This is a genomic window from Pseudomonas sp. NFX71 (genome assembly GCF_048079215.1).
Lineage (GTDB): Bacteria > Pseudomonadota > Gammaproteobacteria > Pseudomonadales > Pseudomonadaceae > Aquipseudomonas > Aquipseudomonas fluorescens_B.
Genome location: NZ_CP182230.1, coordinates 4,942,146 through 4,964,430, shown reverse-complemented (window position 1 = coordinate 4,964,430; position 22,285 = coordinate 4,942,146). Strand labels below are relative to the sequence as shown.

At 55.4% G+C, this 22,285-nt stretch carries 22 protein-coding genes and 3 pseudogenes; 18 read left to right on the top strand and 7 right to left on the bottom strand.

Features of this window, described 5'->3' with window-relative positions:
- Positions 1 to 98 precede the first annotated feature (98 nt).
- From ACM1ZW_RS23245 to ACM1ZW_RS23230, 4 genes are all read left to right on the top strand, one after another.
- The gene (locus ACM1ZW_RS23245; RefSeq protein WP_416739437.1) at positions 99 to 1,037 is read left to right on the top strand and encodes a LysR family transcriptional regulator; all 939 of its coding nucleotides are present in this window, start codon (positions 99 to 101) and stop codon (positions 1,035 to 1,037) included.
- Between the two features lie 311 nt (positions 1,038 to 1,348).
- Positions 1,349 to 2,770: an SGNH/GDSL hydrolase family protein gene (locus tag ACM1ZW_RS23240; RefSeq protein ID WP_416739436.1), complete on the top strand. Its 1,422-nt coding sequence runs from the start codon at positions 1,349 to 1,351 to the stop codon at positions 2,768 to 2,770.
- Between the two features lie 398 nt (positions 2,771 to 3,168).
- A complete protein-coding gene (locus tag ACM1ZW_RS23235) occupies positions 3,169 to 3,804 on the top strand; it encodes a c-type cytochrome (protein ID WP_414883680.1) in 636 nt (211 codons plus the stop codon).
- A 9-nt stretch (positions 3,805 to 3,813) separates the two neighbouring features.
- Positions 3,814 to 4,731 (top strand): c-type cytochrome, encoded by a 918-nt coding sequence (locus ACM1ZW_RS23230; protein WP_416739435.1) that lies wholly within the window; start codon positions 3,814 to 3,816, stop codon positions 4,729 to 4,731.
- A 91-nt stretch (positions 4,732 to 4,822) separates the two neighbouring features.
- On the opposite strand, the gene ACM1ZW_RS23225 is transcribed toward ACM1ZW_RS23230, so the two are convergent.
- The 6 genes from ACM1ZW_RS23225 to ACM1ZW_RS23200 form a co-directional block, all read right to left on the bottom strand.
- Complete coding sequence (locus tag ACM1ZW_RS23225; protein WP_017339117.1) at positions 4,823 to 5,110, bottom strand: cyd operon YbgE family protein; 288 nt, start codon at positions 5,108 to 5,110, stop codon at positions 4,823 to 4,825.
- Positions 5,107 to 5,229, bottom strand: a complete 123-nt coding sequence (cydX, locus tag ACM1ZW_RS23220) for a cytochrome bd-I oxidase subunit CydX (RefSeq protein ID WP_090185398.1) — start codon at positions 5,227 to 5,229, stop codon at positions 5,107 to 5,109. Before cydX ends, ACM1ZW_RS23225 begins: the two co-directional genes overlap by 4 nt.
- Positions 5,230 to 5,251: 22 nt before the next feature.
- The gene (gene cydB, locus ACM1ZW_RS23215; RefSeq protein ID WP_017339119.1) at positions 5,252 to 6,388 is read right to left on the bottom strand and encodes a cytochrome d ubiquinol oxidase subunit II; all 1,137 of its coding nucleotides are present in this window, start codon (positions 6,386 to 6,388) and stop codon (positions 5,252 to 5,254) included.
- Positions 6,381 to 7,952 (bottom strand): cytochrome ubiquinol oxidase subunit I, encoded by a 1,572-nt coding sequence (locus ACM1ZW_RS23210; protein ID WP_416739434.1) that lies wholly within the window; start codon positions 7,950 to 7,952, stop codon positions 6,381 to 6,383. The genes cydB and ACM1ZW_RS23210 overlap by 8 nt, the downstream gene beginning before the upstream one ends.
- On the bottom strand, positions 7,949 to 8,125 hold the full coding sequence (gene cydP, locus ACM1ZW_RS23205; protein ID WP_338012305.1) for a cytochrome oxidase putative small subunit CydP: 177 nt from the start codon (positions 8,123 to 8,125) through the stop codon (positions 7,949 to 7,951). Before cydP ends, ACM1ZW_RS23210 begins: the two co-directional genes overlap by 4 nt.
- A 162-nt stretch (positions 8,126 to 8,287) precedes the next feature.
- Complete coding sequence (locus ACM1ZW_RS23200; protein WP_416739433.1) at positions 8,288 to 9,613, bottom strand: sigma-54 interaction domain-containing protein; 1,326 nt, start codon at positions 9,611 to 9,613, stop codon at positions 8,288 to 8,290.
- 237 nt (positions 9,614 to 9,850) lie between these two features.
- Here ACM1ZW_RS23200 and ACM1ZW_RS23195 point away from each other — a divergent pair, with 237 nt between their 5' ends.
- The 11 genes and pseudogenes from ACM1ZW_RS23195 (at position 9,851) to pstB (ending at position 18,258) form a co-directional block, all read left to right on the top strand.
- Positions 9,851 to 10,729: an MBL fold metallo-hydrolase gene (locus tag ACM1ZW_RS23195; RefSeq protein WP_416739432.1), complete on the top strand. Its 879-nt coding sequence runs from the start codon at positions 9,851 to 9,853 to the stop codon at positions 10,727 to 10,729.
- Positions 10,730 to 10,783: 54 nt separating this feature from the next.
- Positions 10,784 to 12,454, top strand: a complete 1,671-nt coding sequence (locus ACM1ZW_RS23190) for a TIGR01244 family sulfur transferase (protein ID WP_416739431.1) — start codon at positions 10,784 to 10,786, stop codon at positions 12,452 to 12,454.
- A gap of 28 nt (positions 12,455 to 12,482) precedes the next feature.
- Positions 12,483 to 13,283, top strand: coding sequence for a sulfite exporter TauE/SafE family protein (locus tag ACM1ZW_RS23185; protein WP_017339124.1), 801 nt, complete (start codon positions 12,483 to 12,485; stop codon positions 13,281 to 13,283).
- A 112-nt stretch (positions 13,284 to 13,395) separates the two neighbouring features.
- A pseudogene (locus ACM1ZW_RS23180) lies at positions 13,396 to 13,515 on the top strand (YeeE/YedE family protein); the annotation flags it as partial.
- Positions 13,502 to 13,603: pseudogene (locus ACM1ZW_RS23175) on the top strand (DUF2892 domain-containing protein); the annotation flags it as partial. The pseudogenes ACM1ZW_RS23180 and ACM1ZW_RS23175, both read left to right, overlap by 14 nt.
- Positions 13,604 to 13,620: 17 nt before the next feature.
- Positions 13,621 to 13,839: pseudogene (locus ACM1ZW_RS23170) on the top strand (MBL fold metallo-hydrolase); the annotation flags it as partial.
- Positions 13,840 to 13,887: 48 nt separating this feature from the next.
- Positions 13,888 to 14,253, top strand: coding sequence for a YidH family protein (locus ACM1ZW_RS23165; protein WP_416739430.1), 366 nt, complete (start codon positions 13,888 to 13,890; stop codon positions 14,251 to 14,253).
- Positions 14,254 to 14,521: 268 nt separating this feature from the next.
- Positions 14,522 to 15,538 carry a phosphate ABC transporter substrate-binding protein PstS gene (gene pstS, locus ACM1ZW_RS23160; RefSeq protein WP_017339126.1) on the top strand — a complete coding sequence of 339 codons (1,017 nt, stop codon included), beginning with the start codon at positions 14,522 to 14,524 and terminating at the stop codon, positions 15,536 to 15,538.
- Positions 15,539 to 15,641: 103 nt separating this feature from the next.
- The gene (gene pstC, locus ACM1ZW_RS23155; RefSeq protein WP_414883952.1) at positions 15,642 to 16,610 is read left to right on the top strand and encodes a phosphate ABC transporter permease subunit PstC; all 969 of its coding nucleotides are present in this window, start codon (positions 15,642 to 15,644) and stop codon (positions 16,608 to 16,610) included.
- The gene (gene pstA / locus ACM1ZW_RS23150) at positions 16,607 to 17,479 is read left to right on the top strand and encodes a phosphate ABC transporter permease PstA (protein ID WP_017339128.1); all 873 of its coding nucleotides are present in this window, start codon (positions 16,607 to 16,609) and stop codon (positions 17,477 to 17,479) included. The genes pstC and pstA overlap by 4 nt, the downstream gene beginning before the upstream one ends.
- Positions 17,479 to 18,258: a phosphate ABC transporter ATP-binding protein PstB gene (gene pstB / locus ACM1ZW_RS23145; protein ID WP_017339129.1), complete on the top strand. Its 780-nt coding sequence runs from the start codon at positions 17,479 to 17,481 to the stop codon at positions 18,256 to 18,258. Before pstA ends, pstB begins: the two co-directional genes overlap by 1 nt.
- Before the next feature lie 131 nt (positions 18,259 to 18,389).
- Here pstB and ACM1ZW_RS23140 read toward each other — a convergent pair whose 3' ends face one another.
- Entirely contained in the window at positions 18,390 to 18,635 is a 246-nt protein-coding gene (locus tag ACM1ZW_RS23140; RefSeq protein ID WP_416739429.1) for an Arm DNA-binding domain-containing protein, read from the bottom strand.
- 699 nt (positions 18,636 to 19,334) lie between these two features.
- Here ACM1ZW_RS23140 and ACM1ZW_RS23135 point away from each other — a divergent pair.
- The 3 genes from ACM1ZW_RS23135 to ACM1ZW_RS23125 are packed head-to-tail and all read left to right on the top strand — an operon-like array spanning position 19,335 to position 22,280.
- Entirely contained in the window at positions 19,335 to 19,925 is a 591-nt protein-coding gene (locus ACM1ZW_RS23135; protein WP_018927718.1) for an amino acid synthesis family protein, read from the top strand.
- A gap of 43 nt (positions 19,926 to 19,968) precedes the next feature.
- On the top strand, positions 19,969 to 20,802 hold the full coding sequence (locus ACM1ZW_RS23130) for an alpha/beta fold hydrolase (protein WP_414883675.1): 834 nt from the start codon (positions 19,969 to 19,971) through the stop codon (positions 20,800 to 20,802).
- A complete protein-coding gene (locus ACM1ZW_RS23125; RefSeq protein WP_416739428.1) occupies positions 20,799 to 22,280 on the top strand; it encodes an aldehyde dehydrogenase in 1,482 nt (493 codons plus the stop codon). The genes ACM1ZW_RS23130 and ACM1ZW_RS23125 overlap by 4 nt, the downstream gene beginning before the upstream one ends.
- Positions 22,281 to 22,285 lie beyond the last annotated feature (5 nt).

Below are 22,285 nucleotides of genomic sequence, written 5' to 3'. Positions count from 1 at the left end.
CCAAAGAATGTTGCACCGACACCTCAGCCCCAGCAAGAGCAACTAAGTTCGTGTATCGTTGCTCTACAGGCAACACACATCCATTTACGGAGCCCTGCATGCGCGAGATCAACCAACAACGGTTGCGGTATTTTCACGAGGTGCTGGTCCACGGCTCGATTCGCGGTGCAGCGGACAGCATCAATACGTCGCCCTCGGTGATCACGCGCCAGATCAAGCTGCTGGAAGAGGAATTGGGGGCGAAGCTGTTCGAGCGTCAGGCCCGTGGTGTCCAGCCCACCGAGGCCGCGGCGCACTTGCTGGAGTTCTGGCGAGGTTATCGCTCACATCAGGAGAAGCTCGAAGACCAGCTCCAGGCGATCAAAGGCCTACAGCAGGGCCATGTTCGAGTGGTGATCAGCGAGGGGTATGTCGATGCACTGGTGGACAACGTGCTCGCACCGTTTTGCAAACAGTACCCCAAGCTTGATGTCAGGCTGGACATCCTGCCCGTGGACGACGTGCTGAATGAAGTCGCCGAAAACCGTGCGCATATCGGCCTTGCCTACAACCCCCCTCTGCATTCGCACATCGATTATCGCGCGACGTCATCGCAGCCGGTGATGCTGCTGGTCCGACCCGATCATCCGTTGGCATTGAGAGGCGGACCGGCATCCATCGAGGAGATACTCACCTGCCAACTGGTGTTGACGCCCACCTCATTCGGAATCGGTCACGCGATAAAAATGCTCGAGTACGCCGAAAAGATCGACATCCGACCGGCACTGGTCAGCAACTCTCTCGCTGCGCTCAAGCGCATGGTGGCCTCCGGAGACTTCGCTTCATTGCTCGGCGAATTCGCGGCCTATCGGGAAATCGCCAAGGGCAGCCTGGCGGCGGTATCGATCGACCATCCGCTGTTTCTGGGGGTTGAGGCGAAACTGCTGGTGAAGTCCGGCCGACCTCTGGCCGCCCCGGCTCAGGAGTTGCTGAACTGGATGTTGCAGCGCTTGCCGATGTTTATGCCTGAAGACAAAACTACATTGGCTTCACGGTGACCTCAGCGTTGCTTTCTGATGTGCTCGATGCGGTCCACTCAATCGTGACCTGCCGCAACGCATCGACAGCGGCTAAGCTCTTGCGATTGATCCCGATTCTCCCGAGGGGATTTCCGTGAGCTCCGCGCCCCTGTTCGAACTCGATGCCGCCCTGCTGGGCGGTGCCCGGATTCCACCGAGCCCGGCAGAGATCCCACATTCCAACGCCTCCTGGCGCTAGCAGTGCTGTCCGATACACTCCTGTGACTGGATGTCTTGCAGCACTCTCGCAGGTGATGTGACCGATTAACTTTCTAACATGTGGTGTTTTGATGTGGCGGAAAGTCAATCGTGTCCTCATCTTCAGCCTAATGCTTACAAGTTGCTGTCTGCAGGTATCCGCAGAGCCCGCTCCTCCCGATCCCGGTCAGGCGATCGGCCGTTCATTGTCAATTATTCGTTCAGCAACTGCAGAGAAGCCGCAGGTCCTGAAAATTCTTTTCTATGGACAGTCAATCAGTTCGCCGAAATGGACCGACCTGGCTATTGCGGCGCTGCGAGCCAAATATCCAAACGTGGCGTTTGAATACCGCAACCTCGCTTTGGGCGGGTGGAACGCCGTTCTGTTGGAACAGGCGGTCGCCCGCGACGTGGAGGAAACCTATCCCGACCTGATCGTTTTTCACGTTTATGGCGATCACCGTGCCTACGAACGAATTATACGGATCCTTCGTTCAAAAACGGCTTCCGACATCATCATTCAAAGCGACCACGTCGTCATTCCGCTTGAACCCCTGTGTGACCCAGGCCTTCACCTTCGATGGGCGCCGCTCGAGGGCTGTGAGGGTCATTTCTGGTTCAAGCAAAAAAACTGGGAAGAGTTCATGTCCGGCGTCTGGGAGCCTGCCATGGCGGCAAAATATGACCTTGCGCTGGAACCGCGCCGCCAGCGCTGGAATACCTATTTGCAGGAAAATAATCTTCAATCAACTGATCTTCTCGCCGATCCACCGCATCCTAACGCCAAGGGGTGGACCGTTATGGCTCACCTGTTTACCTCATGGCTGGAGGAGCTTGCGGATCTTCCTCAAAATAATGGGCCGAACACTGTCGGCCAGGTTCGGAGTTTTACTCCGCCGGTGCCGGGCGAAAAGACTCGATATGAATTTGACGGCAATCGCGCCGAACTCATTGCCGCGGGCCCCCTGGACGGAAAAGTAGATATCAAAATCGACGGAAAGGCCCCTGGCGAACTCGACGGCTGTTGGCAGACCAGCCGAGTGACACGTTTGCCTAACGTTCCGGATTGGCCGGCCCTGAAAAAAGTCAATGTACGTCCCACTTACCACGAAGCGGATGTTTGGACGCTTCGGGTACGCCATCTCGACATCTCGCAAGATGTCTTCGACTTTGAAATCGAGAGCGCTCGTACAGGAGCAGACGGAAGCGGCTCGAGCAAGGACGTTTTCAACTCGCTCTCGGGAAACGTAACCATACAGCCGGATGCCTGGAATCTTTCCCATGCCAAGACGGTATCGGGCAAAGGTCTCGCGGAGGAACAAAGCTTTCAATGGGAGCGTCGATTCGCCTGCGGAGACGAACTGGCAACTGTCTTGCCAAATGGCTCGGTGCAGCAGCGTCATGTACTGGCAACCAGCCTTCCCAATACACATCATGTCGTTGAGCTCACCGTCACTTCTGATGCTCCCGCGATTTTGGAATTGCGGGCTTATCGGCCGCCGCTTATTGAGTGATGTTGCGTGTATCACCGTTTACGTCTAATCGCGCAGACCAGCGCCGCAAGAAAACGCCAGACAGCGGCATCGCGTTTTCCGATTCCATAAAACACGCGCAAAAAAAAGCGCCACTCATTGAGTGGCGCTTTTTTTATTTGGAGCAGGAAACATGTACGAGGTGATGTACGAATTTTTCAAGATTGCAAAGTGGTCAATTTTTACCATTCGCTTCTGCACCTGATTACACGAGTCAAGAAACCCTGCAGAGGTGGATCGATCGTGTATCAGCAAGTGATTAATGCGGTGTTGGCGTCAACGCGTCATGGGCAAAAAAGAAGTCATAACATCCGCCTACATTACGACTAACCTAATTAATCGAAACCCGTGTTATAAAAAAATAACAATGAGGCTACCCGATGGAAATCTCACGATGGGTATTAGTTTTTATTTTATCCGGTGCATTTACGACACCCTCTTTTGCAGCGGACGCACAAAAAATATTCACCCAAGGAGGCTCTAATCCAGGGGTCATAGCCTGCTCAACCTGTCATGGTGCAGACGGCCTGGGTATGCCTGCGGCTGGTTTTCCAAGGCTTGCAGGCCTACCTGCTGAATATCTGACGAAGCAGATCACTGATTTTCGCTCTGGCTCTAGAGCTAATCCAATAATGCAACCAATCGCTCAGGCATTGAGTGAAGACGAGTCGAATGCACTCGCAGTGATGCTCGCCAAGATGCCAAGTCCGGCAGTAAAACCAGTGAACCGCGCGCACGTGGCGAAAGGACCAGGGGAAATCCTGGCCTTGAGAGGCGCCTGGGATCGGAACATTCCCGAGTGCGTGGCGTGCCATGGCCCAAGTGGTATCGGAGTCGGCGCCTCCTTTCCCCCGATCTCAGGCCAGTCGGCTCAATACCTCACATCACAACTGAATGCTTGGCGGCAGAAGACTCGAAAAAATGATCCAGACGATCTCATGGGACATATTGCACGCTCGCTCACTGATACCGAGGTCGAGGCTGTTTCCCAATATTTTGCTGAGCTCAGTAAATAGAGGCTAGCCATGAAATCCATCATCGCTGCACTTATCACTTTCAATATTATATCGATGGCTTGTGCTACTGAAGTTGCAGAATCAACCGCATCACCCAAAAGCACGAATCCAACTCAGAAGAAGCCTCCCACATTTCTCCCTCCCGCAGAGGAGACGCTACCCGACAATGCTTTTGGTCGATTAGTCCAGCAAGGCCACGCGATCTTTGTAGATACGAAAGCCAATGCATCCGAGTTCGTAGGAAACGGATTAAATTGCACCAACTGCCATTTGGAACAGGGAAGAAAAGCTGACTCTGCTCCTCTTTGGGGAGCTTACACAATGTACCCCGCTTATCGAAAAAAGAACGACAAGGTCAACACCTACGCTGAGCGTCTACAAGGATGTTTTCAGTTCAGCATGAACGGAAAACCGCCTCCAGCGGACAGTCAAGTCATAGCAGCTCTAACCGCATACTCATACTGGCTCGCAACGGGTGCACCTACAGGACAGGAACTGCCCGGACGTTCTTATCCCGAGATTCCTGAACCTGCCGGAGGTTTTGATCTCACCAAGGGAAAGGCTATCTACGCCAAGCAGTGTTCTGTATGCCACGGAGCTGAAGGTGAAGGTCAGAAAGCAGGAAGCGACTATGTGTTTCCACCACTTTGGGGTAAAGACTCATTCAACTGGGGTGCGGGAATGCATCGAATCAATACCGCTGCCGGCTTCATAAAATCGAATATGCCGTTAGGTCAGGGGGGAACGCTCTCTTCCGATGAGGCGTGGCACGTTGCAGCCTATATGAACAGCCACGAACGACCAAAAGACCCAAGGATGATTGCCGGCTCTGTCGAGCAGACCCGATTAAAATTTCACGCAAATGATGGGGTCAATCTCTATGGGCAAAAGGTGAACGGAGTGACAATCGGCCAAGGTACTGAATGAGTCAGTTCAGACGAAACCAAGCTATCACTGACTGCGCGAATGCCGTCATGTCATAGCTTGGTAATGCTGCGTCATTTCTTGTCGCCAGATCTCAATGTAGAAACTTTACCCAACCAGCCACTGCAAGTAACGCAAAGCAGGTCCAGCCGGAGAAAAGCCACCGCCAGACGAGCATCCTCGGGACAAAACCCACACCTCTCACAAAGGCCACACTCATAGCTGCGAATAATGCAGTAGCCAGACCATGGTCAGCTTTCCCATCGGGGGCGGCCATCATGGGGGGATAGAGCGTACAAGCGAGCATGATCGCTAAAGCGATAACCAAACTCAGTACATGAATGTGTGAGGTTGGCTGAGCGTTAGCGACACGCGGCATCATGACAGTGTCTCGTCGTTGTCGCTCAAGGCTCGGCCAGCTTCGTTCTCGCCCCACATCGCATTCAATATAGCCAGTAGCAATGCAAAACCGACTCCCAGCATCCAGGCGAAATACCACATGTTTATTACTCCTTTGCCGGCACTAGTAGGCTGAATGTTCGTTGGCTTTGATCTGTGCGACGGTGACCTTGCCCCGCATAACGCGATACGCCCACGAGGTGTAAATCACGATCAGTGGCATGAAGATCAACGTGGCCCAGAACATGATGGCCAGGCTTAAATGACTGGAGACGCTGTCCCACACAGTAAGGCTTGCCGCAGGCACTGTTGATGACGGCATGATGAATGGAAACATCGACACGCCCGCCGTGCTGATCACTGCGATCACCGCAAGCGATGAGGCAACAAACGCCGAAAGTGTGCGACGCATCATCAGCAACATGGCGGCACCTGCAGCGCCTACCAATCCCAGTACGGGCAACAGCCACAACAAAGGAAAGTGACCATAGTTGGCCATCCACGCGCCCGCTTCGCGCACTACGGACTTGTTGAGAATATCGGGTAGTCCGGCGGTATCAACGATTGACGTGATGCGATAACCATCGATGGATTGCAACCAGATACCGGCAAAGGTGAATGAGCACACCAGCACAATCGCCGCGCCAACAGCGCCTTTGATTGCCCTCGCCTGGATAACACCTTCCGTGCGATGCGCCAGATAAGCTCCGCCCTGTAAGGTGATCATTGCACTACTCACAACGCCGGTCAGAAGTGCAAAGGGATTCAGCAGTTGCCAGAAACTGCCGGTATACGTCGATACCAGAAGGTCGTTGAAGTGGAACGGTACACCTTGCAGCAGGTTGCCAAACGCGATCCCGAACACCAGGGGCGGCACTGCCCCACCCACAAAGAGTCCCCAGTCCCAGGTGCTGCGCCAGGTGGAGTTGTGGATCTTGCTGCGATAGTCAAAACCCACGGGGCGGAAGAACAACGCCCAGAGGACCAGAATCATCGCCCAATAGAACCCGCTGAATGCCGTGGCATACACCACTGGCCATGCCGCGAACAACGCGCCGCCCGCAGTGATGAACCAAACCTGATTTCCATCCCAATGCGGACCGACGGTATTGATAACGACGCGACGCTCCATGTCATTGCGGCCAACAAAAGGCAGCAGCGTGCCAACCCCCATATCGTGGCCGTCCATGATGGCGAAGCCGATCAGCAGTACACCGACCAGCGCCCACCAGATAATTTTCAGGGTGAAGTAATCAAGCATGGAGGAGTTCCTTCAAATGGGCATCGTGAACATAACGGCCGGTACCGAGGCTGCCTGGACCTTGACGGGCAAACTTGACCATCAGGAACATTTCAACCACCAGCAGCACGGTGTAGAAAACGATGAATCCTGCCAGCGAGCCATAGAGGTTGTTGACGCTAAGCGTGGATACGCTCATGTGGGTCGGCAGCACGCCGTATATGGTCCAGGGCTGGCGGCCGTACTCAGCGACGAACCAGCCCAGCTCACAGGCAATCCATGGCGCAGGCAGCATGCAGAGCGCCCAACGCAGTAACCAGCGGCGGCGCGTGCAGGTCGACTTCAGGGTGCTCCAGAAGGCAAGGCCGAAGAGCATTAGCATGGCAAAACCAAGACCTACCATGATCCGGAACGCCCAGAACATAGGCGTCACCCGCGGGACAGTATCGTTTACAGCCATTTCGATAATGGCCGGCGTTGCCTGGTTGACGTCCTCGACATACTTCTTGAGCAGCAAGCCAAAGCCCAGATCGGCTTTGTATTCTTCGAATGTCTTGAGCGCTGCTGAATCGGTGCGATTGGCCCTGACGGCTTCAAGAGCATTGACGGCGGTAATGCCTCGGAGAATTCGAGCGCGGTTCTTTTCTTTAATCTCATGAATGCCTGGAATTTGCTTGCTGACTGATCGTGTGCCAATCAAGCCCATCAGCCAAGGCACTTCAACTTCCCAGTTATTCTTGGACTCGGCTTCATTAATACTGGCCACCAACGTCAGGCCTGCCGGTGCAGGCTTCGTTTCCCACATGGCCTCCATGGCTGCCATTTTGGTTTGCTGTGCCTCACCCACCGTGTAACCAGACTCATCACCCAATACGATCACACTCAGCACCGATGCCAGGCCAAAGGCTGCCGCCACCCGGAAGCTACGTTTGGCAAACTCGACATCACGATTCTTGAGCAAATACCAACTGGAAATCGACAGCACAAACATCGAGCCGGTGACGTAACCGGCTGAGACGGTGTGGACAAACTTGGCCTGCGCCACTGGATTGAAAACCACCGCCCAAAAATCAACCATCTCCATACGCATGGTGATGTAACTGAACTCTGAACCCACCGGGTTCTGCATCCATCCATTGGCGATCAAAATCCACAACGCCGAAAGGTTTGTACCAATCGCCATCAGCAGCGTGACCAGCAAATGGTGCTCTTTCTTCAGACGATCCCAACCAAAGAAGAACAGTCCGATCATGGTCGATTCAAGAAAAAACGCCATCATGCCTTCGATTGCCAGTGGGGCTCCGAAGATATCGCCGACGTAGTGCGAGTAATACGCCCAGTTGGTACCGAACTGAAACTCCAGGGTGATGCCCGTAGTCACCCCCAAGGCGAAGTTGATGCCGAACAGCTTGCCCCAGAAACGCGTCATGTCTTTCCAGATGACATGACCGGTCATCACATAGACACTTTCCATGATGACCAGCAGCCAAACCATGCCAACCGTGAGCGGTACAAATAGAAAGTGGTAAAGCGCAGTGGCTGCAAACTGCAGCCGAGACAAATCCACCAGGTGTTCTGAAATCACTTGCTTGCCCCTTGAGTCGAGGTGGGTACACCGAACCTGTCGCCGATGGTGTTCGAGTCGACGCTAACGCGCGAATCCCGGATGAACAGCCACCACAACACTGTCAGCACCAGTAGTTTGATCACTACTGCCGTGAGCAGATGGCGTCGAAGTCGTTTGTCGGAAATGGTCATGGCTATGCAGTTAGCACATGGCATGCCAAGGGCAAGAAGTTTTATTTTCTCGTTTTAAAACAGTCACTTAATCAGCAAGCCGGTGATGCGCGAGAGGCCAGTGCGCTGCCAATCTGCCAGGGCTGGCAGTCATTGGCAGTCTTGTGACTTGAGCACTTACTACTAGGCCAGACCTTGTTCTTTCAATCGTCGATACAAAGTCCGTTCGCTAATACCCAGGTGCCTGGCCAGCTCACTGCGGGTACCTTTGAAAGTCGCCAGTTCCTGTGCCAGCGAGCTGCCGTCGATAGCAGTTGAAGTAGAGGCCTGAGCAGACGCCACCACGGATACCTGGGGCAAATGTATGGAGCGGATCACCCCATCGTCAGCGAACAGACTGGCTCTTTCCAGAACATTGCGTAATTCACGGATATTGCCGGGCCAGGAAAACCGCTGCAATTGCATCAGAGCATCTGCATCTATCGTCAGTCGGCGTTTGCCTGTACCGGCACGTTGCAGAAATGAATTCACAAGCAAACCAATGTCCTCAACCCGGTTGCGCAAGGGCGGTAACTGAATGGGAAAGGCGCTGATGCGGTAGTACAGGTCCTGCCTGAACTCGCCTTTCTCCATCATTTTTTCCAGTGGTTTGTGGGTCGCAGCAATTAACCTGAAGTTAGCGTGAAGGGTCTCGACACTCCCGACACGGCGATAAGTGCCCGATTCGATCAGGCGCAATAACTTCACTTGCATTGCCAGTGGAACATCGCCAATTTCATCGAGAAACAACGTGCCGCCTTGGGCTGTTTCAACCAAGCCAGGCTTACGCGTGGTGGCACCGGTGAATGCTCCTTTTTCATGGCCGAACAGTTCGCTCTCAAATAACGTTTCGGTCAATCCAGAGCAATCAACGACGACAAAGGGTCCAGTGGCCCGCTCGCTGGTCTCATGTACGGCACGGGCGAACAGCTCTTTGCCCGTACCGGACTCGCCGAGCAGCAGCACCGGCAGCATTGATGGTGCCACCCGCTGCAGCTCTGACAGCGCTCGATTAAAGGCTGGTGAACGGCCGACCAACCCTTCGTTGCTGGGTCGTGCTGATGCACTGCGGACCAGGGTGAGACGCTCCACGTAGGCAGTAATAACACCGTGCTCGTCTAGAATCGGGCGCAATTCGACGTCGACATGCTCTGGACCGCGAGGCGTGTGGTGAATGTGCAAAACACGATCCGGTCCGCGCATTTCCTGCGCCTTTTTCATCGGACAATTCTCACCCGCCTGATCACAAGGCACATCGTAATGGTGTGAGATTTGATAACACTTATGTCCGATAAAGGGTTTGTCAGTGCTGCCAAACTGCCGCTGATAGGCAGTGTTGGCTGCCAGGATGTTGTAGTCCGGATCAAGCACGATCATCGGCTGGGGTTCGTGCTCAAGAAACGAAACCAGTGACTGCACTTGATCCGGGTGCGGGAGTGAATGGGTTGGGATAGTCAGGATAGTCTTCATCTCGGCTCCTAAGAATCCATCCATCCTGTCGTGACACTGCCACCCCTGTCAACAAGCACTGCCAATGGCAGTGAATCGAGGCAGATGCAGAAAAGCTCAAACCACATCTAGAAAATTAAACAGAATAAAATCAAAGAGATAACAACATATTTTTGTGCAGGCCGAGCCTGGCAGACTTATTGCTATGTCAGTCCTTAGTGTGAGCGGCTTGGTAAAAGCCCCCTAAGGAGACAGGTCATGAGCGTAAAACTTCACGTCGAAGGATTCTTCGATTCTGCCACCAATACCGTCAGCTATCTTGTGTTGGATGAAGCCACCCACCACTGCGCTTTAATCGACAGCGTACTTGATTACGACCCTAAATCCGGCCACACCGCCACAACGTCTGCCGACAAATTGATTGCGAGGGTGAACGAACTCAATGCTACGGTCGACTGGATTCTTGAGACCCACGTCCACGCGGACCACCTGACGGCCGCGCCATACCTGAAGGAAAAACTCGGTGGAAAAATAGGGATCGGTAGTCAGATTTCGACGGTGCAAGAGGTGTTTGGCACGCTGTTCAATACTGGTGGCGAGATGCCCCGCGACGGAAGCCAGTTCGATCACCTGTTCGTTAATGACGAGCCGTTTGCCATTGGCACGCTGCAATGCCACGCACTTCATACACCGGGCCACACACCGGCCTGTATGACTTATGTGATCAGCGATGGGACCGAAACGGCTGCATTCGTCGGCGATACCTTGTTTATGCCGGACTACGGTACTGCACGCTGTGACTTTCCCGGCGGCAATGCGCGGACGTTGTTCCAGTCAATCAACAAGGTGTTGGGTCTGCCGGGCAATACCCTGCTGTACATGTGCCACGACTACCAGCCTGGTGGCCGCGAGGTGCAGTACGTCAGTACCGTTGCCGACCAGCGCGCGCACAACGTTCATGTGCGTAACGGCATCAGTGAGGAGGAGTTCGTGGCGATGCGCACCAAGCGTGATGCATCGATGGACATGCCGACGCTGATCCTGCCATCCGTTCAGGTCAACATGCGCGCCGGGCACTTGCCTGAGCCTGAAGCGAACGGGACCCGCTACCTGAAAATCCCGCTCAACGTCGCCTGACGTTGCCCTCCCCCCAAAAAACTCAGAAGAAAAATACCCTTAACGGAGACCCTTATGGACATTCGTTGCCTTGCGCCTGGACTGTCGGTATCAGAACAGATTTTTCCCAATCAATTGGCAGAACTGAAAGACGCCGGTTTTCGCGCCATTGTGTGTAACCGTCCCGATGGTGAAGGCGGCGATCAACCCTTGTTTGCCGAAATCAAACGAGCCGCCCAAGCGCTCGGCATCGAGGCGCACTACCTTCCCGCGGAATCAGGCAAAGTCACCGATGAGCAAGGTATTGCCTTCGGCAAGCTCCTTGAAACACTGCCAAAACCGGTGTTGGCCTATTGCCGTTCCGGTATGCGCTCGACAACGATGTGGGCGCTGTCACAAGCGGGCCAACAATCCCTGCCACACATCGTCGAGTCCGCCAAAAAAGCCGGGTTCGATATGAAAGGCGTCATTCGCCGGATTGTGAATCAAGGGCGCACGCCGGTCGAAGTGGCTGAGGCGCAACATACAGTGGTCATCATCGGGGGCGGTGCGGCAGGTATCGCGACTGCATCCAGTTTGCTGGCACGAGACCCTGGACTCGACGTTTCCATCATCGACCCGGCAGATGTGCACTACTATCAGCCTGGCTGGACACTTGTCGGCTGTGGAGTTTTCGATGCACCCCAAACTGCCCGCACGATGGGTACGACCATCCCCCGCGGTGTGCATTGGATCAAGTCGGCGGTCGCCGCTTTCGAACCCGAGAGAAATGCCGTCATTCTTGATGGATGCAGAGTCGTCAAATACGAGCAACTGATCGTGTGCCCCGGCCTGAAGCTCAATTGGCACGCAATCGAGGGGTTGTCGGACACCCTGGGCCGCAACGGCGTGACTTCAAACTACCTGTATCACCTTGCGCCTTATACGTGGGAACTGGTGCAGCAACTGCGTGGTGGCCGGGCCATTTTCACGCAACCGCCCATGCCAATCAAATGTGCCGGGGCGCCGCAAAAAGCAATGTACCTATCTGCCGATCATTGGAAACGTACCGGTGTATTGGACAAAGTCGAGATCGAGTTTTGCAGCGCCGGTGCGGTGCTGTTCGGAGTTCCCGACTACGTGCCCGCACTGATGGAATACATCAAGGCCTATGGAATCGACCTGAATTTCGGCAACACACTCACCAGCGTGAATGGGCCCGCACGGACTGCAACGTTCAACTGCGTCAATCCGGATGGCAGCTCCCATATTGTTACGCGCGACTTCGATCTACTTCATGTGGTGCCGCCGCAAATTGCGCCGGATTTCGTTCGGGTCAGCCCTCTCGCTGATGCGGCTGGCTGGATTGATGTAGACCCTGCCACTCTGCGCCATAAAACCTGGGCAAATATTCACGCGCTGGGAGACGCCACCAACTCCAGCAACGCCAAAACCGCGGCAGCAGCGCGCAAGCAGGCGCCAGTCGTTGCCCATAATGTGTTGGCTGCAATGGGGAAAGCGAAAGGCAGCGCCCATTACGACGGTTACGGCTCCTGCCCGCTGACGGTTGAGCGCGGCAAGATCGTACTGGCTGAATTCACCTATGGCGGCAAGGTTGCCCCCAGTTTTCCATCCTGGCTGATTGACGGTACCCGGCCATCGAGGCTGGCATGGCTGCTCAAAGAGCGGATTCTTCCACCGCTGTATTGGAAGGGAATGCTCAAGGGCCATGAGTGGATGGCGAAACCTGAGATGGCTGACGTATGAAATCAGACCTGAAGGCAAGGAGACTGGGATGATCGTGGTCTTACTGCTCGGTCTTACTGTAGGAGTCATTCTGGCGCTGACCGGCGCCGGCGGAGGAATACTGGCTGTTCCATTACTGGTGTTCGGAGTCGGCTTGAGCATGGCCGAGGCAGGGCCAATTGGTTTACTGGCTGTCGGTTTAGCCGCGACCCTGGGTGCCGTAATGGGCCTCAAAAACGGCACCGTCCGCTATAAAGCGGCGCTTCTAATTGCAGGCGCGGGGATCGTCTGTTCTCCCCTTGGTCTTTGGCTGGCGCAGCGCACACCCAATCGCCCGTTGACGATCCTGTTTGCCTTCGTGCTGATGTACGTTGCGTTTCGGGTCTATCAACGATCGCTCGCGCCCTCCACGGAGTCGAAGCCCCCCGTCACATCCAAACCACCACCTTGTCTATTGGACGTCAACCGAGGAAAGCTTAACTGGACTGGTCCGTGTGCGTGGGCACTCACCGTCTCTGGCATTGTCGCGGGAGGGCTCTCTGGCTTGCTCGGCGTGGGCGGTGGCTTTGTGATGGTGCCGGCGCTCCAGCGATACACCAATTTGACCGCGCAGTCAGTGCTCGCAACGTCACTGGCCGTTATCGCGCTGGTTTCAATTTCCGGCGTTGCTGCAAGCTCGGCAGCCGGGCACTTGCAGTGGGCAGTCGCCATTCCGTTTTCCACTGGAGCATTGGTCGGAATGGTCGGCGGGCGCCTGATCGCAGCACGGCTAGCGGGTCCACACTTACAAAAAGGCTTCGCCGCAGTTTCCATGGTGGTTGCGGTGGCCTTGCTGGTGAAAGCGATCTAGTCATATGCATACGCTGCAGTCACGGAAAGCAGGTGTCCTATCCCATCAGCAGTCCCGCAGCATTGGCAGTCATCCAAACCCTGTATCAACATTTTTGCGCCGGAGAACTTTCATTAATGTCGACTGGCTCAACTTCACTCCCTGGTCATCCCTTGCCGGTGGCGCATTGATTGAGCTGGGGGCCAGTCTATTCGTCGTCGCCAACCGGCGTATCGCAGGGATCAGCGGGCTGGATCTGTTTGTTGCCCCTGGCCACTGGCATTTTCCGTTTCTGCCCTGTCTACACCTTGCTGGGCATCAAAACCTGTAACCGTCGCTGAACGACAGCCGTTGCACACTGGCCCCAGGACATACACCGGCCTGCATGACCGATCTAATCGGTGATGCCGGTTTTGTCGGCGATGCGCTGTTCATGCCTGATTACGGCACTGCGCGATGCGATTTTCCCGGTGGCGATGCGCGAAAACTCTTCCAGTCCATTCAAAAGTTGTTCGAGTGGCCCGACGATACCCGTTTATTTATGTGCCACGACTACAAGGCCCCGGGTCGAGATGACTAACCTGAGCGGAGCAGTTTCAAAACTTGTTTGCACAAGGAGATTTTAATGTCCGACCTGAACGATCCACGCGTGTTCTTTGCTGCTGAGAGAACCTTGCTGGCGTGGAACCGAACCAGTCTTTCGCTGATGGCCTTTGGCTTTTTGATTGAACGATCCGGGCTACTGCTACAGATGCTAAAGCCGGGCGTTTGGGGGCCGCCTGGACAACATTTTTCGTTCTGGATCGGACTGGCTTTTCTCATGCTGGGCTCATGGGTTGCCTGCTGGTCATCCTGGCAATACAAAAAGGTGATCAAGACCCTCAAGCCCGTTGAGATCCCCCTTGGCTACAGCGTCAATGCAGGCCCTGGCATTAATGTCATTACTGCAATCCTGGGCGTTTTGCTCATGGCCTATTTGTCCATTATGTGAGCAAGGCTGGCCTGCCTGAACTCACTCGGCTTCCGCCATCGATACCGCATACGAGGAAAAAAACGGCAGCCCCATGGGCTGGGGGCTGGTGCAGTCGAGCATTTTTCGACGTGCAAACGCGCAAAATAAGATCGGCTCACAATTATTTCAAAATATTACTGAAAGCGCCGAAACGGTCATCAGACAGAAATAAATAAAGAATTAAATCGTCACTTCTCTGACCAGGTGGGTACCTCCACTTGACCCCTTCCATTGAGGTGTTGTCGTGATGTTGCTGACTAAAAAAAGCCTGTCTGTCTTGTTGGCTTCCCTCTGCATGAGCAGCCTTGCTCATGCAACCGATGTTACTGGCGCGGGCTCCAGTTTTGTCTATCCGGTTTTATCCAAGTGGTCGCAGGACTACAGCAAAAGCTCCAGCAACCGTATCAATTACCAGTCGATCGGGTCGGGTGGCGGTATCGCTCAGATCAAGGCTGCAACAGTGGATTTTGGTGCGTCTGACGCACCGTTGTCTGCCGATGATCTCAAGGCTGGTGGCTTGGGCCAGTTTCCCAGTGTCATTGGCGGCATCGTGCCGGTGATGAACATTGAAGGGGTCGCGCCGGGCCAGTTGAAGCTCGACGGTGAGACCCTGGCGAAAATCTTCCTTGGTGAAATTACCGTCTGGAACGACCCGGCTATCGTCGCATTGAACCCGGGCATGAAATTGCCAGGCAGCACAATCACCGTCGTTCACCGCTCTGACGGCTCCGGTACCTCGTATAACTTTACCAACTACCTCTCCAAAGTGAGTGATGGCTGGAAATCGAAAATCGGTTTTGGCACCGCTGTGCCTTGGCCCGTCGGTGTAGGTGGCAAAGGTAACGAAGGTGTTTCCGCCTACGTAAAACAGATCAAAAACTCAATCGGTTATGTTGAGTACGCCTACGCCCTGCAAAACAAGATGACGCACGCGCAGTTGAAAAACGCCGCCGGGAAATTCATTCAGCCCAACTCCAAAGCGTTCCAAGCGGCTGCCGACACTGCGGACTGGGCTAACGCCAAGGATTTCAACCTGATCATGACCAACGCGCCTGGTGATAGCGCATGGCCGATCACGGCGACCACTTGGATCATCATGTACAAACAGCCAAAGAATGCCGAGCAAAGCCAAGCCGCCTTCAACTTCTTCAAATGGTCGTTGGAGAACGGTCAGCAACAGGCCTCGGCGCTGGACTATGTCGCGTTGCCTGACTCCCTGGTAAAGCGGATTGAAGGTTACTGGAAGTCTGACTTCGCCCATTGATCCAGCAACATTCAAAAGCCCCCTTCCTCAAGCCCGTTTTGCCTGGCGAAGGGGTTTGTTTGTGAGCAGACTTATGATGAACGACACAGTCCAACCTTTGACCATGCCCCTTCACACTGGCGACGTAACGAGTGATAGGCGTGCGGCTCGCGATCAGCGTCATGATCTCTGGTTCAAGCGTTCAATGCTGGGCGCCGCAATGCTGGTGCTGTTGCTACTGGCGAGCATCGCAGCCTCGACACTTTGGGGCGGTAGTCTTGCGCTCAAGACCTTTGGTCTCGACTTTCTTACAAGCACTGAATGGGATGCCGTCAATAACCACTTCGGTGCGTTGGTACCGATTTACGGCACCTTAGTGACCTCTTTTCTGGCGTTACTGATTGCTGTTCCCGTCAGTTTTGGCATTGCGATTTTCCTTACTGAAGTAGCACCGCCTTGGCTGCGGATGCCCGTCGCCTCGGCGGTTGAATTGCTTGCGGGGATTCCATCGATTATCTATGGAATGTGGGGGCTGTTCGTTTTCGGCCCGTTCATGGCAGAAAACCTGTCGCCCTGGATCAATGACTATCTGGGTGAACTTCCTTTGGTCGGTTCGCTGTTTCAGGGGCCGCCATTAGGAATTGGCATGCTGACAGCGGGCATTGTGCTGGCAATCATGATCATGCCCTTCATCACCTCTGTCATGCATGAGGTGTTCCGTAGTGTTCCCACAACCCTCAAGGAGTCTGCATACGCACTTGGTAGCACTACTTGGGAAGTGGTCTGGGACATTGTTCTGCCTTACACCCGATCTGCGGTTGTCGGGGGAGTTTTTCTGGGCCTCGGACGGGCATTGGGCGAGACCATGGCGGTGACTTTCGTGCTGGGTAATGCCCAACAGTTCTCCGCCTCATTGCTGATGCCAAGCAGCTCCATCGCGTCAGTAATCGCCAACGAGTTCAGCGAGGCCTATACCGACCTGCATCGCTCGGCACTCATCGCGCTGGGTTTCCTGCTGTTTGTCGTCACCTTTATTGTGCTGGCATTAGCACGACTCCTGCTTATGCGGCTTTCACGCAAGGAGGGTCTATGACTGGTAACGAACGTCTCTACCAAATCCGCGCCGTCAAGAACCGGCTTGCAATGGTGCTCAGTTGTGGCGCCACGGCATTCGGCCTCATTTGGTTGGTCTGGATTCTGTTGACTACGGTAATCAACGGATTTCAGGCGCTAAATCTTCGTCTCTTCACACAGATGACACCGCCACCTGGTACCGAAGGTGGTCTGGCAAACGCCTTCTATGGCAGTGCCTTGATGTCCGCTATCGCCCTGCTGATCGGTACGCCGATTGGCTTGATGGCGGGAATCTGGCTAGCGGAATTCGCACGCCACTCGCGCCTGGGCACCACAGTCCGTTTCATTAACGACATTCTGCTGTCGGCACCGTCCATTGTGCTGGGCCTATTCATTTACACCGGCGTTATCCTGCCGTTGAACATACTGACTAACCACCAAGTCGGTTTCTCCGCTATCGCCGGCGCCCTGGCATTGGCGCTATTGGTGATTCCAGTGGTCGTGAGAACCACTGACGAGATGCTTCAGTTACAACCCTCAACCATGCGGGAAGCCGCGCTGGCATTAGGCGTCCCACAATGGAAACTGACTCTGCAAATCGTATTGCGGGCTGCAAAAGCGGGTGTGGTGACCGGTGTGCTTCTCGCACTGGCCAGAATTACCGGTGAAACAGCACCGCTGCTGTTTACAGCGTTCGGCAACCAGTTCTGGAGCAGCAATCTTCTGAAACCGATTGCCAGCGTGCCCGTGGTGGTTTTCCAGTACGCCATGAGCCCGTTCGATGACTGGCACTCCTTAGCCTGGGCTGGCGCATTGGTACTGACCTTGTTTGTACTGATACTCAGCTTACTGTCCCGCTTGATCCTTTTACGCAATAGGTCGACCTGATGAAGAGCCATGATCCTGCTAACGAAAAAACCAAAATTCGCGTTCGCGGCCTGGATTTTTTTTACAACAGCCAGCGCTCTCTGAAATCCATCGATATGGATATTCCAGAGAAACGCATCACTGCGATCATTGGCCCTTCAGGTTGCGGGAAGTCGACATTATTGCGGGTATTCAACCGCATCTACGCCATGTACCCGAAGCAGGAGGCGCGCGGCGAGGTGCTGCTTAACGGTGAGAATATTCTCGCCCCTGATTACTCGATGAACCGGCTACGTAGCCATATCGGCATGGTATTTCAGAAACCGGTGCCGTTTCCGATGTCCATTTACGACAACATTGCCTATGCCGTGCGCCACCATGAACAGCTCTCCCGTCATGAAATGGATGCACGCGTAGAGCAAGCACTCCACGGTGCAGCGCTTTGGAACGAGGTAAAGGACAAGCTCAAACAAAGCGCACAGAGCCTGTCGGGTGGCCAGCAACAGCGCCTGTGTATAGCGCGCACCATCGCTTTGCGCCCCCAAGTATTGCTTCTAGATGAACCGACCTCTGCTCTTGACCCGATTTCCACCGGGCGTATAGAGCAGTTGATTACTGAGTTGAAAGAGCAATACACCGTTATCATCGTGACCCATAACATGCAGCAAGCCGCACGCGTGTCGGACTACACCGCCTTTATGTTCATGGGCGAATTGATTGAGCATGATGTGACCGATAAGATCTTCACCTCACCAAAAGTGAAGCAGACAGAAGACTACATTACCGGTCGCTTTGGATAACTCCCCTACTTCATTCATTACATTCGTAAGCGCTCAGCTCCTGGAGCTGCAAGGAGTTCGGTAGCTTGGTGAGAACATTAGTGTGAATCGCCCCGGACTCTCCAGACACCATAGCCACCAAAATTCATAACTCATCCCGATTCCACGAGATGAAGGGGGCCCGCAGCACAAGCTGCCAGATGCTCCTCCTTCCTGCTTGCACGGAAAACAACTCCCTGTGCCACCAAGGTGGGGCCTGGTCTCGTGCCTCGCGCACTCTTGAGGCTGATGTCCGGATAACTGCCCGGTGAGATACGAACCTGCCGGCCTGGCCAATAGAAACGGAAATGCCAGCGTTTTCCGCCTTTGGCGCCGATGAACAGGTACACCCCATCCATATCCTTGAGGGTGTAGTTTTTCCGTAATGTTTGGCGTTACGAACTGCCGTATCGGTCAACGGCATGGGTACATCCCCTCGTCTCGTTCGATTGAGGAGAGTTGTACGGGTCCGGCGATGCATCATCTATCTGGAAACTGCTACGAGCAAAACCCGGATTTCGAGGTACTTATTGATGTACTTAAAATCCGTGGCTGCTGGTAGATATCGATAGAAATCGCAGGAACGAAAAAAGAGGCCGAAGCCTCTATTTTTCTAGCTTTGCAGCGCCCAATGGAGCTCTGCAAAACAACATCTGGAGCGGGAAACGAGACTCACATCTGGCGTCCAACCCATTGAAATCTAGGGGTTTCTTTTATTCCTAAAACAGGAATGGACTTGATTCTGGACTTGTTTTTTGGGCATATCAAGACGAAGAAATGTGATTGTTCCAACACACGCCACTTGGACTTTCCGTTACGAAATATCTTGGATCGGGTCTGTTCAGTACGCAGGGTTTGATACGAATCACCGACTATCGACAGCTACAGAAACGATAGAACCCGTCCTGCCGCAAGCGATGTGTTCCAGGCAACTGCAGCAATAGCCCAGCCCTCCTTTTATCGCCTTCCGACCAGAAACCCGTTTCAGGGACTTGTGCTTCCGGTATTATGGTATACCATCAGACGCACAGACACTCTTACCCTACACGGAGCAGCTCATGAGTTTCGAAATCCGCAAGATCGTCAGCTACGTCGAAGAAACCTTTATCGAAGGAGGCAAGGCTGCCGACAAGCCCGTGACCATGGTCGGGCTGGCCGTCGTGATGAAAAACCCTTGGCTGGGTCGCGGCTTTGTCGAAGACCTGAAGCCGGAAATTCGCGCCAACTGCTCCGACCTCGGTGCGCTGATGGTCGAGCGTCTGGTGGGCATCATCGGGGGCGCCGAGAAGATCGAGGCTTATGGCAAGGCCGCCGTAGTGGGCGCCGACGGTGAAATCGAACACGCCTCCGCCGTCATCCATACCCTGCGCTTCGGCAACCATTACCGCGAAGCGGTGAAAGCCAAGAGCTACCTCAGCTTCACCAACAAGCGCGGCGGCCCAGGCACCTCGATCCAGATCCCGATGATGCACAAGGACGACGAAGGCCTGCGTTCGCACTACATCACCCTGGAAATGCAGATTGAAGATGCACCGCGTGCCGACGAAATCGTGGTGGTTCTGGGCTGCGCCGATGGCGGCCGCCTGCACCCACGCATCGGCAACCGATACATCGATCTGGAAGAGCTGGCGGCTGAAAACGCCCAGTAATCAAGGTCGGTAAGAACAACAAAAAGGCATGCAGGAGCGCTCCATGATTCGGCTCACCGCTGAACTCACCCCGGCTGGCACCAGTTACCTGGCGACCGGCCAAGGCCAGCCCGTGGTTTTGATCCACGGCGTGGGCCTGAACAAAGAAATGTGGGGCGGCCAGGTCGTTGGCCTGGCCACGAAGTACCGCGTGATTGCCTACGACATGCTGGGCCATGGCGCCAGCCCGCGCCCGGAAAGCGGCACCCCCCTGCTCGGCTATGCCGACCAGTTGTTGGAGCTGCTCGATCACCTGCAATTGCCCCAGGCGACGGTGATCGGTTTTTCCATGGGTGGGCTGGTCGCACGGGCATTTGCCTTGCATTACCCGCAACGCCTGCAAGGCCTCGTGGTGCTCAACAGCGTGTTCAATCGCAGTCCCGAACAGCGTGCCGGCGTCATCGCCCGCACCGCTCAAGCGGCCGAACACGGACCGGATGCCAACGCCGAAGCCGCCCTGTCACGCTGGTTCAGCCGCGAATATCAGGCGGCCAACCCGGCGCAGATCGCAGCTTTGCGCCAAACCCTGGCAGACAATGACCCACAAGGTTACCTGACCACCTATGAGCTGTTCGCGACCCAGGACATGTACCGCGCTGACGATCTGGCCAGCATTCAGGTGCCGACTCTGATCGCCACCGGTGAACTGGACCCGGGCTCGACACCGGAAATGGCCGAGCAATTGGCCGCACGCATTCCCGGCGCGACAGTTGCCGTGCTCGCCGAACAGCGGCATATGATGCCCGTAGAATCTCCGCGCCTGGTCAACCAGCTGTTGCTGGAGTTTCTCGACACGGCAAACGCCCGACAAAACCAAATAAAGGGGATCGTTGCATGACACTCGCACGCTTCCAGATGTGCATCGGCGGTGAATGGGTCGATGCCCTCTCCGGCAAGACCTTTGAAAGCCTGAACCCGGCCCTGGCTCAAGCCTGGGCTGAATTGCCCGATGCCGACGAAGCCGATGTCGAGCGCGCCGTGCAGGCTGCGCAGACGGCTTTCGACAGCCCGGCCTGGCGCGGCCTCAGCGCCACCGCTCGCGGCAAACTGCTGCGGCGCCTCGGTGACCTGATCGCCGAAAACAAGGAACAACTGGCGCAGCTGGAAAGCCGCGACAACGGCAAGCTGATTCGCGAAACCCGCGGTCAGGTCGGTTACCTGCCGGAGTTCTTCCACTACACCGCGGGCCTGGCCGATAAGCTCGAAGGCGGCACCCTGCCCCTCGACAAGCCGGACCTGTTTGCTTATACGGTGCATGAAGCCATGGGCGTGGTCGCGGCGATCATTCCCTGGAACAGCCCGCTGTACCTGACGGCGATCAAACTCGCGCCGGCCCTCGCGGCAGGCAACACCATTGTGATCAAACCGTCCGAGCACGCCTCAGCAACCATTCTGGAGCTGGCGCGTCTGGCGCTGGAAGCCGGTATCCCGCCGGGCGTGGTCAACGTCGTCACCGGTTACGGCCCAAGCACCGGCGCCGCCCTCTCCCGCCATCCACTGGTGCGCAAGATCGCCTTCACCGGCGGCGCTGCCACGGCCCGGCATGTGGTGCGCAGCAGCGCCGAGAACTTCGCCAAGCTGTCGCTGGAACTGGGTGGCAAATCACCGAACATTATCTTTGCCGACGCTGACCTCGACAGCGCGATCAATGGTGCGATTGCCGGGATCTATGCGGCATCAGGCCAGAGCTGCGTTTCCGGCTCGCGGTTGTTGGTGCAGGACGAAATCTACGATGAGTTCGTTGATCGTCTGGTCGAACGTGCCAAGCGCATCCGCATCGGCAACCCGCAGGAAGACAGCAGCGAAATGGGCCCGATGGCCACTGCGCAACAACTGGCCGTGGTCGAAGGCTTGGTAGCCGATGCCGTGGCCGAAGGTGCGCGTCTGCGTCTAGGCGGCAAGCGTCCAGAGAATCTGGGGGATGGCTGGTTCTATGAGCCGACCCTGTTCGAATGCGACCGCAACTCGATGAAGATCATGCAGGAAGAGGTGTTCGGTCCAGTGGCCTCGGTCATCCGTTTCAAAGATGAAGCCGAAGCGCTGGCGATTGCCAACGACTCGCAGTTCGGCCTCGCCGCCGGCATCTGGACCCGCGACCTGGGGCGTGCCCATCGCCTGGCCCGGGACGTTCGCTCAGGAATTATCTGGGTCAACACCTACCGCGCTGTCTCGGCCATGGCGCCGATCGGCGGCTTCAAGAACAGCGGCTATGGACGCGAGAGCGGCATCGATTCGGTGCTGGCCTACACCGAGCTGAAAACGGTGTGGATCAACCTCTCTCAGGCACCCATGCCTGATCCCTTCGTGATGCGCTAGGAGAC

Coding starts and splice junctions, on each gene's coding strand:
- ACM1ZW_RS23245 (WP_416739437.1), top strand. CDS start 99: ATGCGCGAGATCAACCAACAACGGTTGCGGTATTTTCACGAGGTGCTG.
- ACM1ZW_RS23240 (WP_416739436.1), top strand. CDS start 1,349: ATGTGGCGGAAAGTCAATCGTGTCCTCATCTTCAGCCTAATGCTTACA.
- ACM1ZW_RS23235 (WP_414883680.1), top strand. CDS start 3,169: ATGGAAATCTCACGATGGGTATTAGTTTTTATTTTATCCGGTGCATTT.
- ACM1ZW_RS23230 (WP_416739435.1), top strand. CDS start 3,814: ATGAAATCCATCATCGCTGCACTTATCACTTTCAATATTATATCGATG.
- ACM1ZW_RS23225 (WP_017339117.1), bottom strand. CDS start 5,110: ATGATGCCGCGTGTCGCTAACGCTCAGCCAACCTCACACATTCATGTA.
- cydX (WP_090185398.1), bottom strand. CDS start 5,229: ATGTGGTATTTCGCCTGGATGCTGGGAGTCGGTTTTGCATTGCTACTG.
- cydB (WP_017339119.1), bottom strand. CDS start 6,388: ATGCTTGATTACTTCACCCTGAAAATTATCTGGTGGGCGCTGGTCGGT.
- cydP (WP_338012305.1), bottom strand. CDS start 8,125: ATGACCATTTCCGACAAACGACTTCGACGCCATCTGCTCACGGCAGTA.
- ACM1ZW_RS23200 (WP_416739433.1), bottom strand. CDS start 9,613: ATGAAGACTATCCTGACTATCCCAACCCATTCACTCCCGCACCCGGAT.
- ACM1ZW_RS23195 (WP_416739432.1), top strand. CDS start 9,851: ATGAGCGTAAAACTTCACGTCGAAGGATTCTTCGATTCTGCCACCAAT.
- ACM1ZW_RS23190 (WP_416739431.1), top strand. CDS start 10,784: ATGGACATTCGTTGCCTTGCGCCTGGACTGTCGGTATCAGAACAGATT.
- ACM1ZW_RS23185 (WP_017339124.1), top strand. CDS start 12,483: ATGATCGTGGTCTTACTGCTCGGTCTTACTGTAGGAGTCATTCTGGCG.
- ACM1ZW_RS23165 (WP_416739430.1), top strand. CDS start 13,888: ATGTCCGACCTGAACGATCCACGCGTGTTCTTTGCTGCTGAGAGAACC.
- pstS (WP_017339126.1), top strand. CDS start 14,522: ATGTTGCTGACTAAAAAAAGCCTGTCTGTCTTGTTGGCTTCCCTCTGC.
- pstC (WP_414883952.1), top strand. CDS start 15,642: ATGCCCCTTCACACTGGCGACGTAACGAGTGATAGGCGTGCGGCTCGC.
- pstA (WP_017339128.1), top strand. CDS start 16,607: ATGACTGGTAACGAACGTCTCTACCAAATCCGCGCCGTCAAGAACCGG.
- pstB (WP_017339129.1), top strand. CDS start 17,479: ATGAAGAGCCATGATCCTGCTAACGAAAAAACCAAAATTCGCGTTCGC.
- ACM1ZW_RS23140 (WP_416739429.1), bottom strand. CDS start 18,635: ATGGATGGGGTGTACCTGTTCATCGGCGCCAAAGGCGGAAAACGCTGG.
- ACM1ZW_RS23135 (WP_018927718.1), top strand. CDS start 19,335: ATGAGTTTCGAAATCCGCAAGATCGTCAGCTACGTCGAAGAAACCTTT.
- ACM1ZW_RS23130 (WP_414883675.1), top strand. CDS start 19,969: ATGATTCGGCTCACCGCTGAACTCACCCCGGCTGGCACCAGTTACCTG.
- ACM1ZW_RS23125 (WP_416739428.1), top strand. CDS start 20,799: ATGACACTCGCACGCTTCCAGATGTGCATCGGCGGTGAATGGGTCGAT.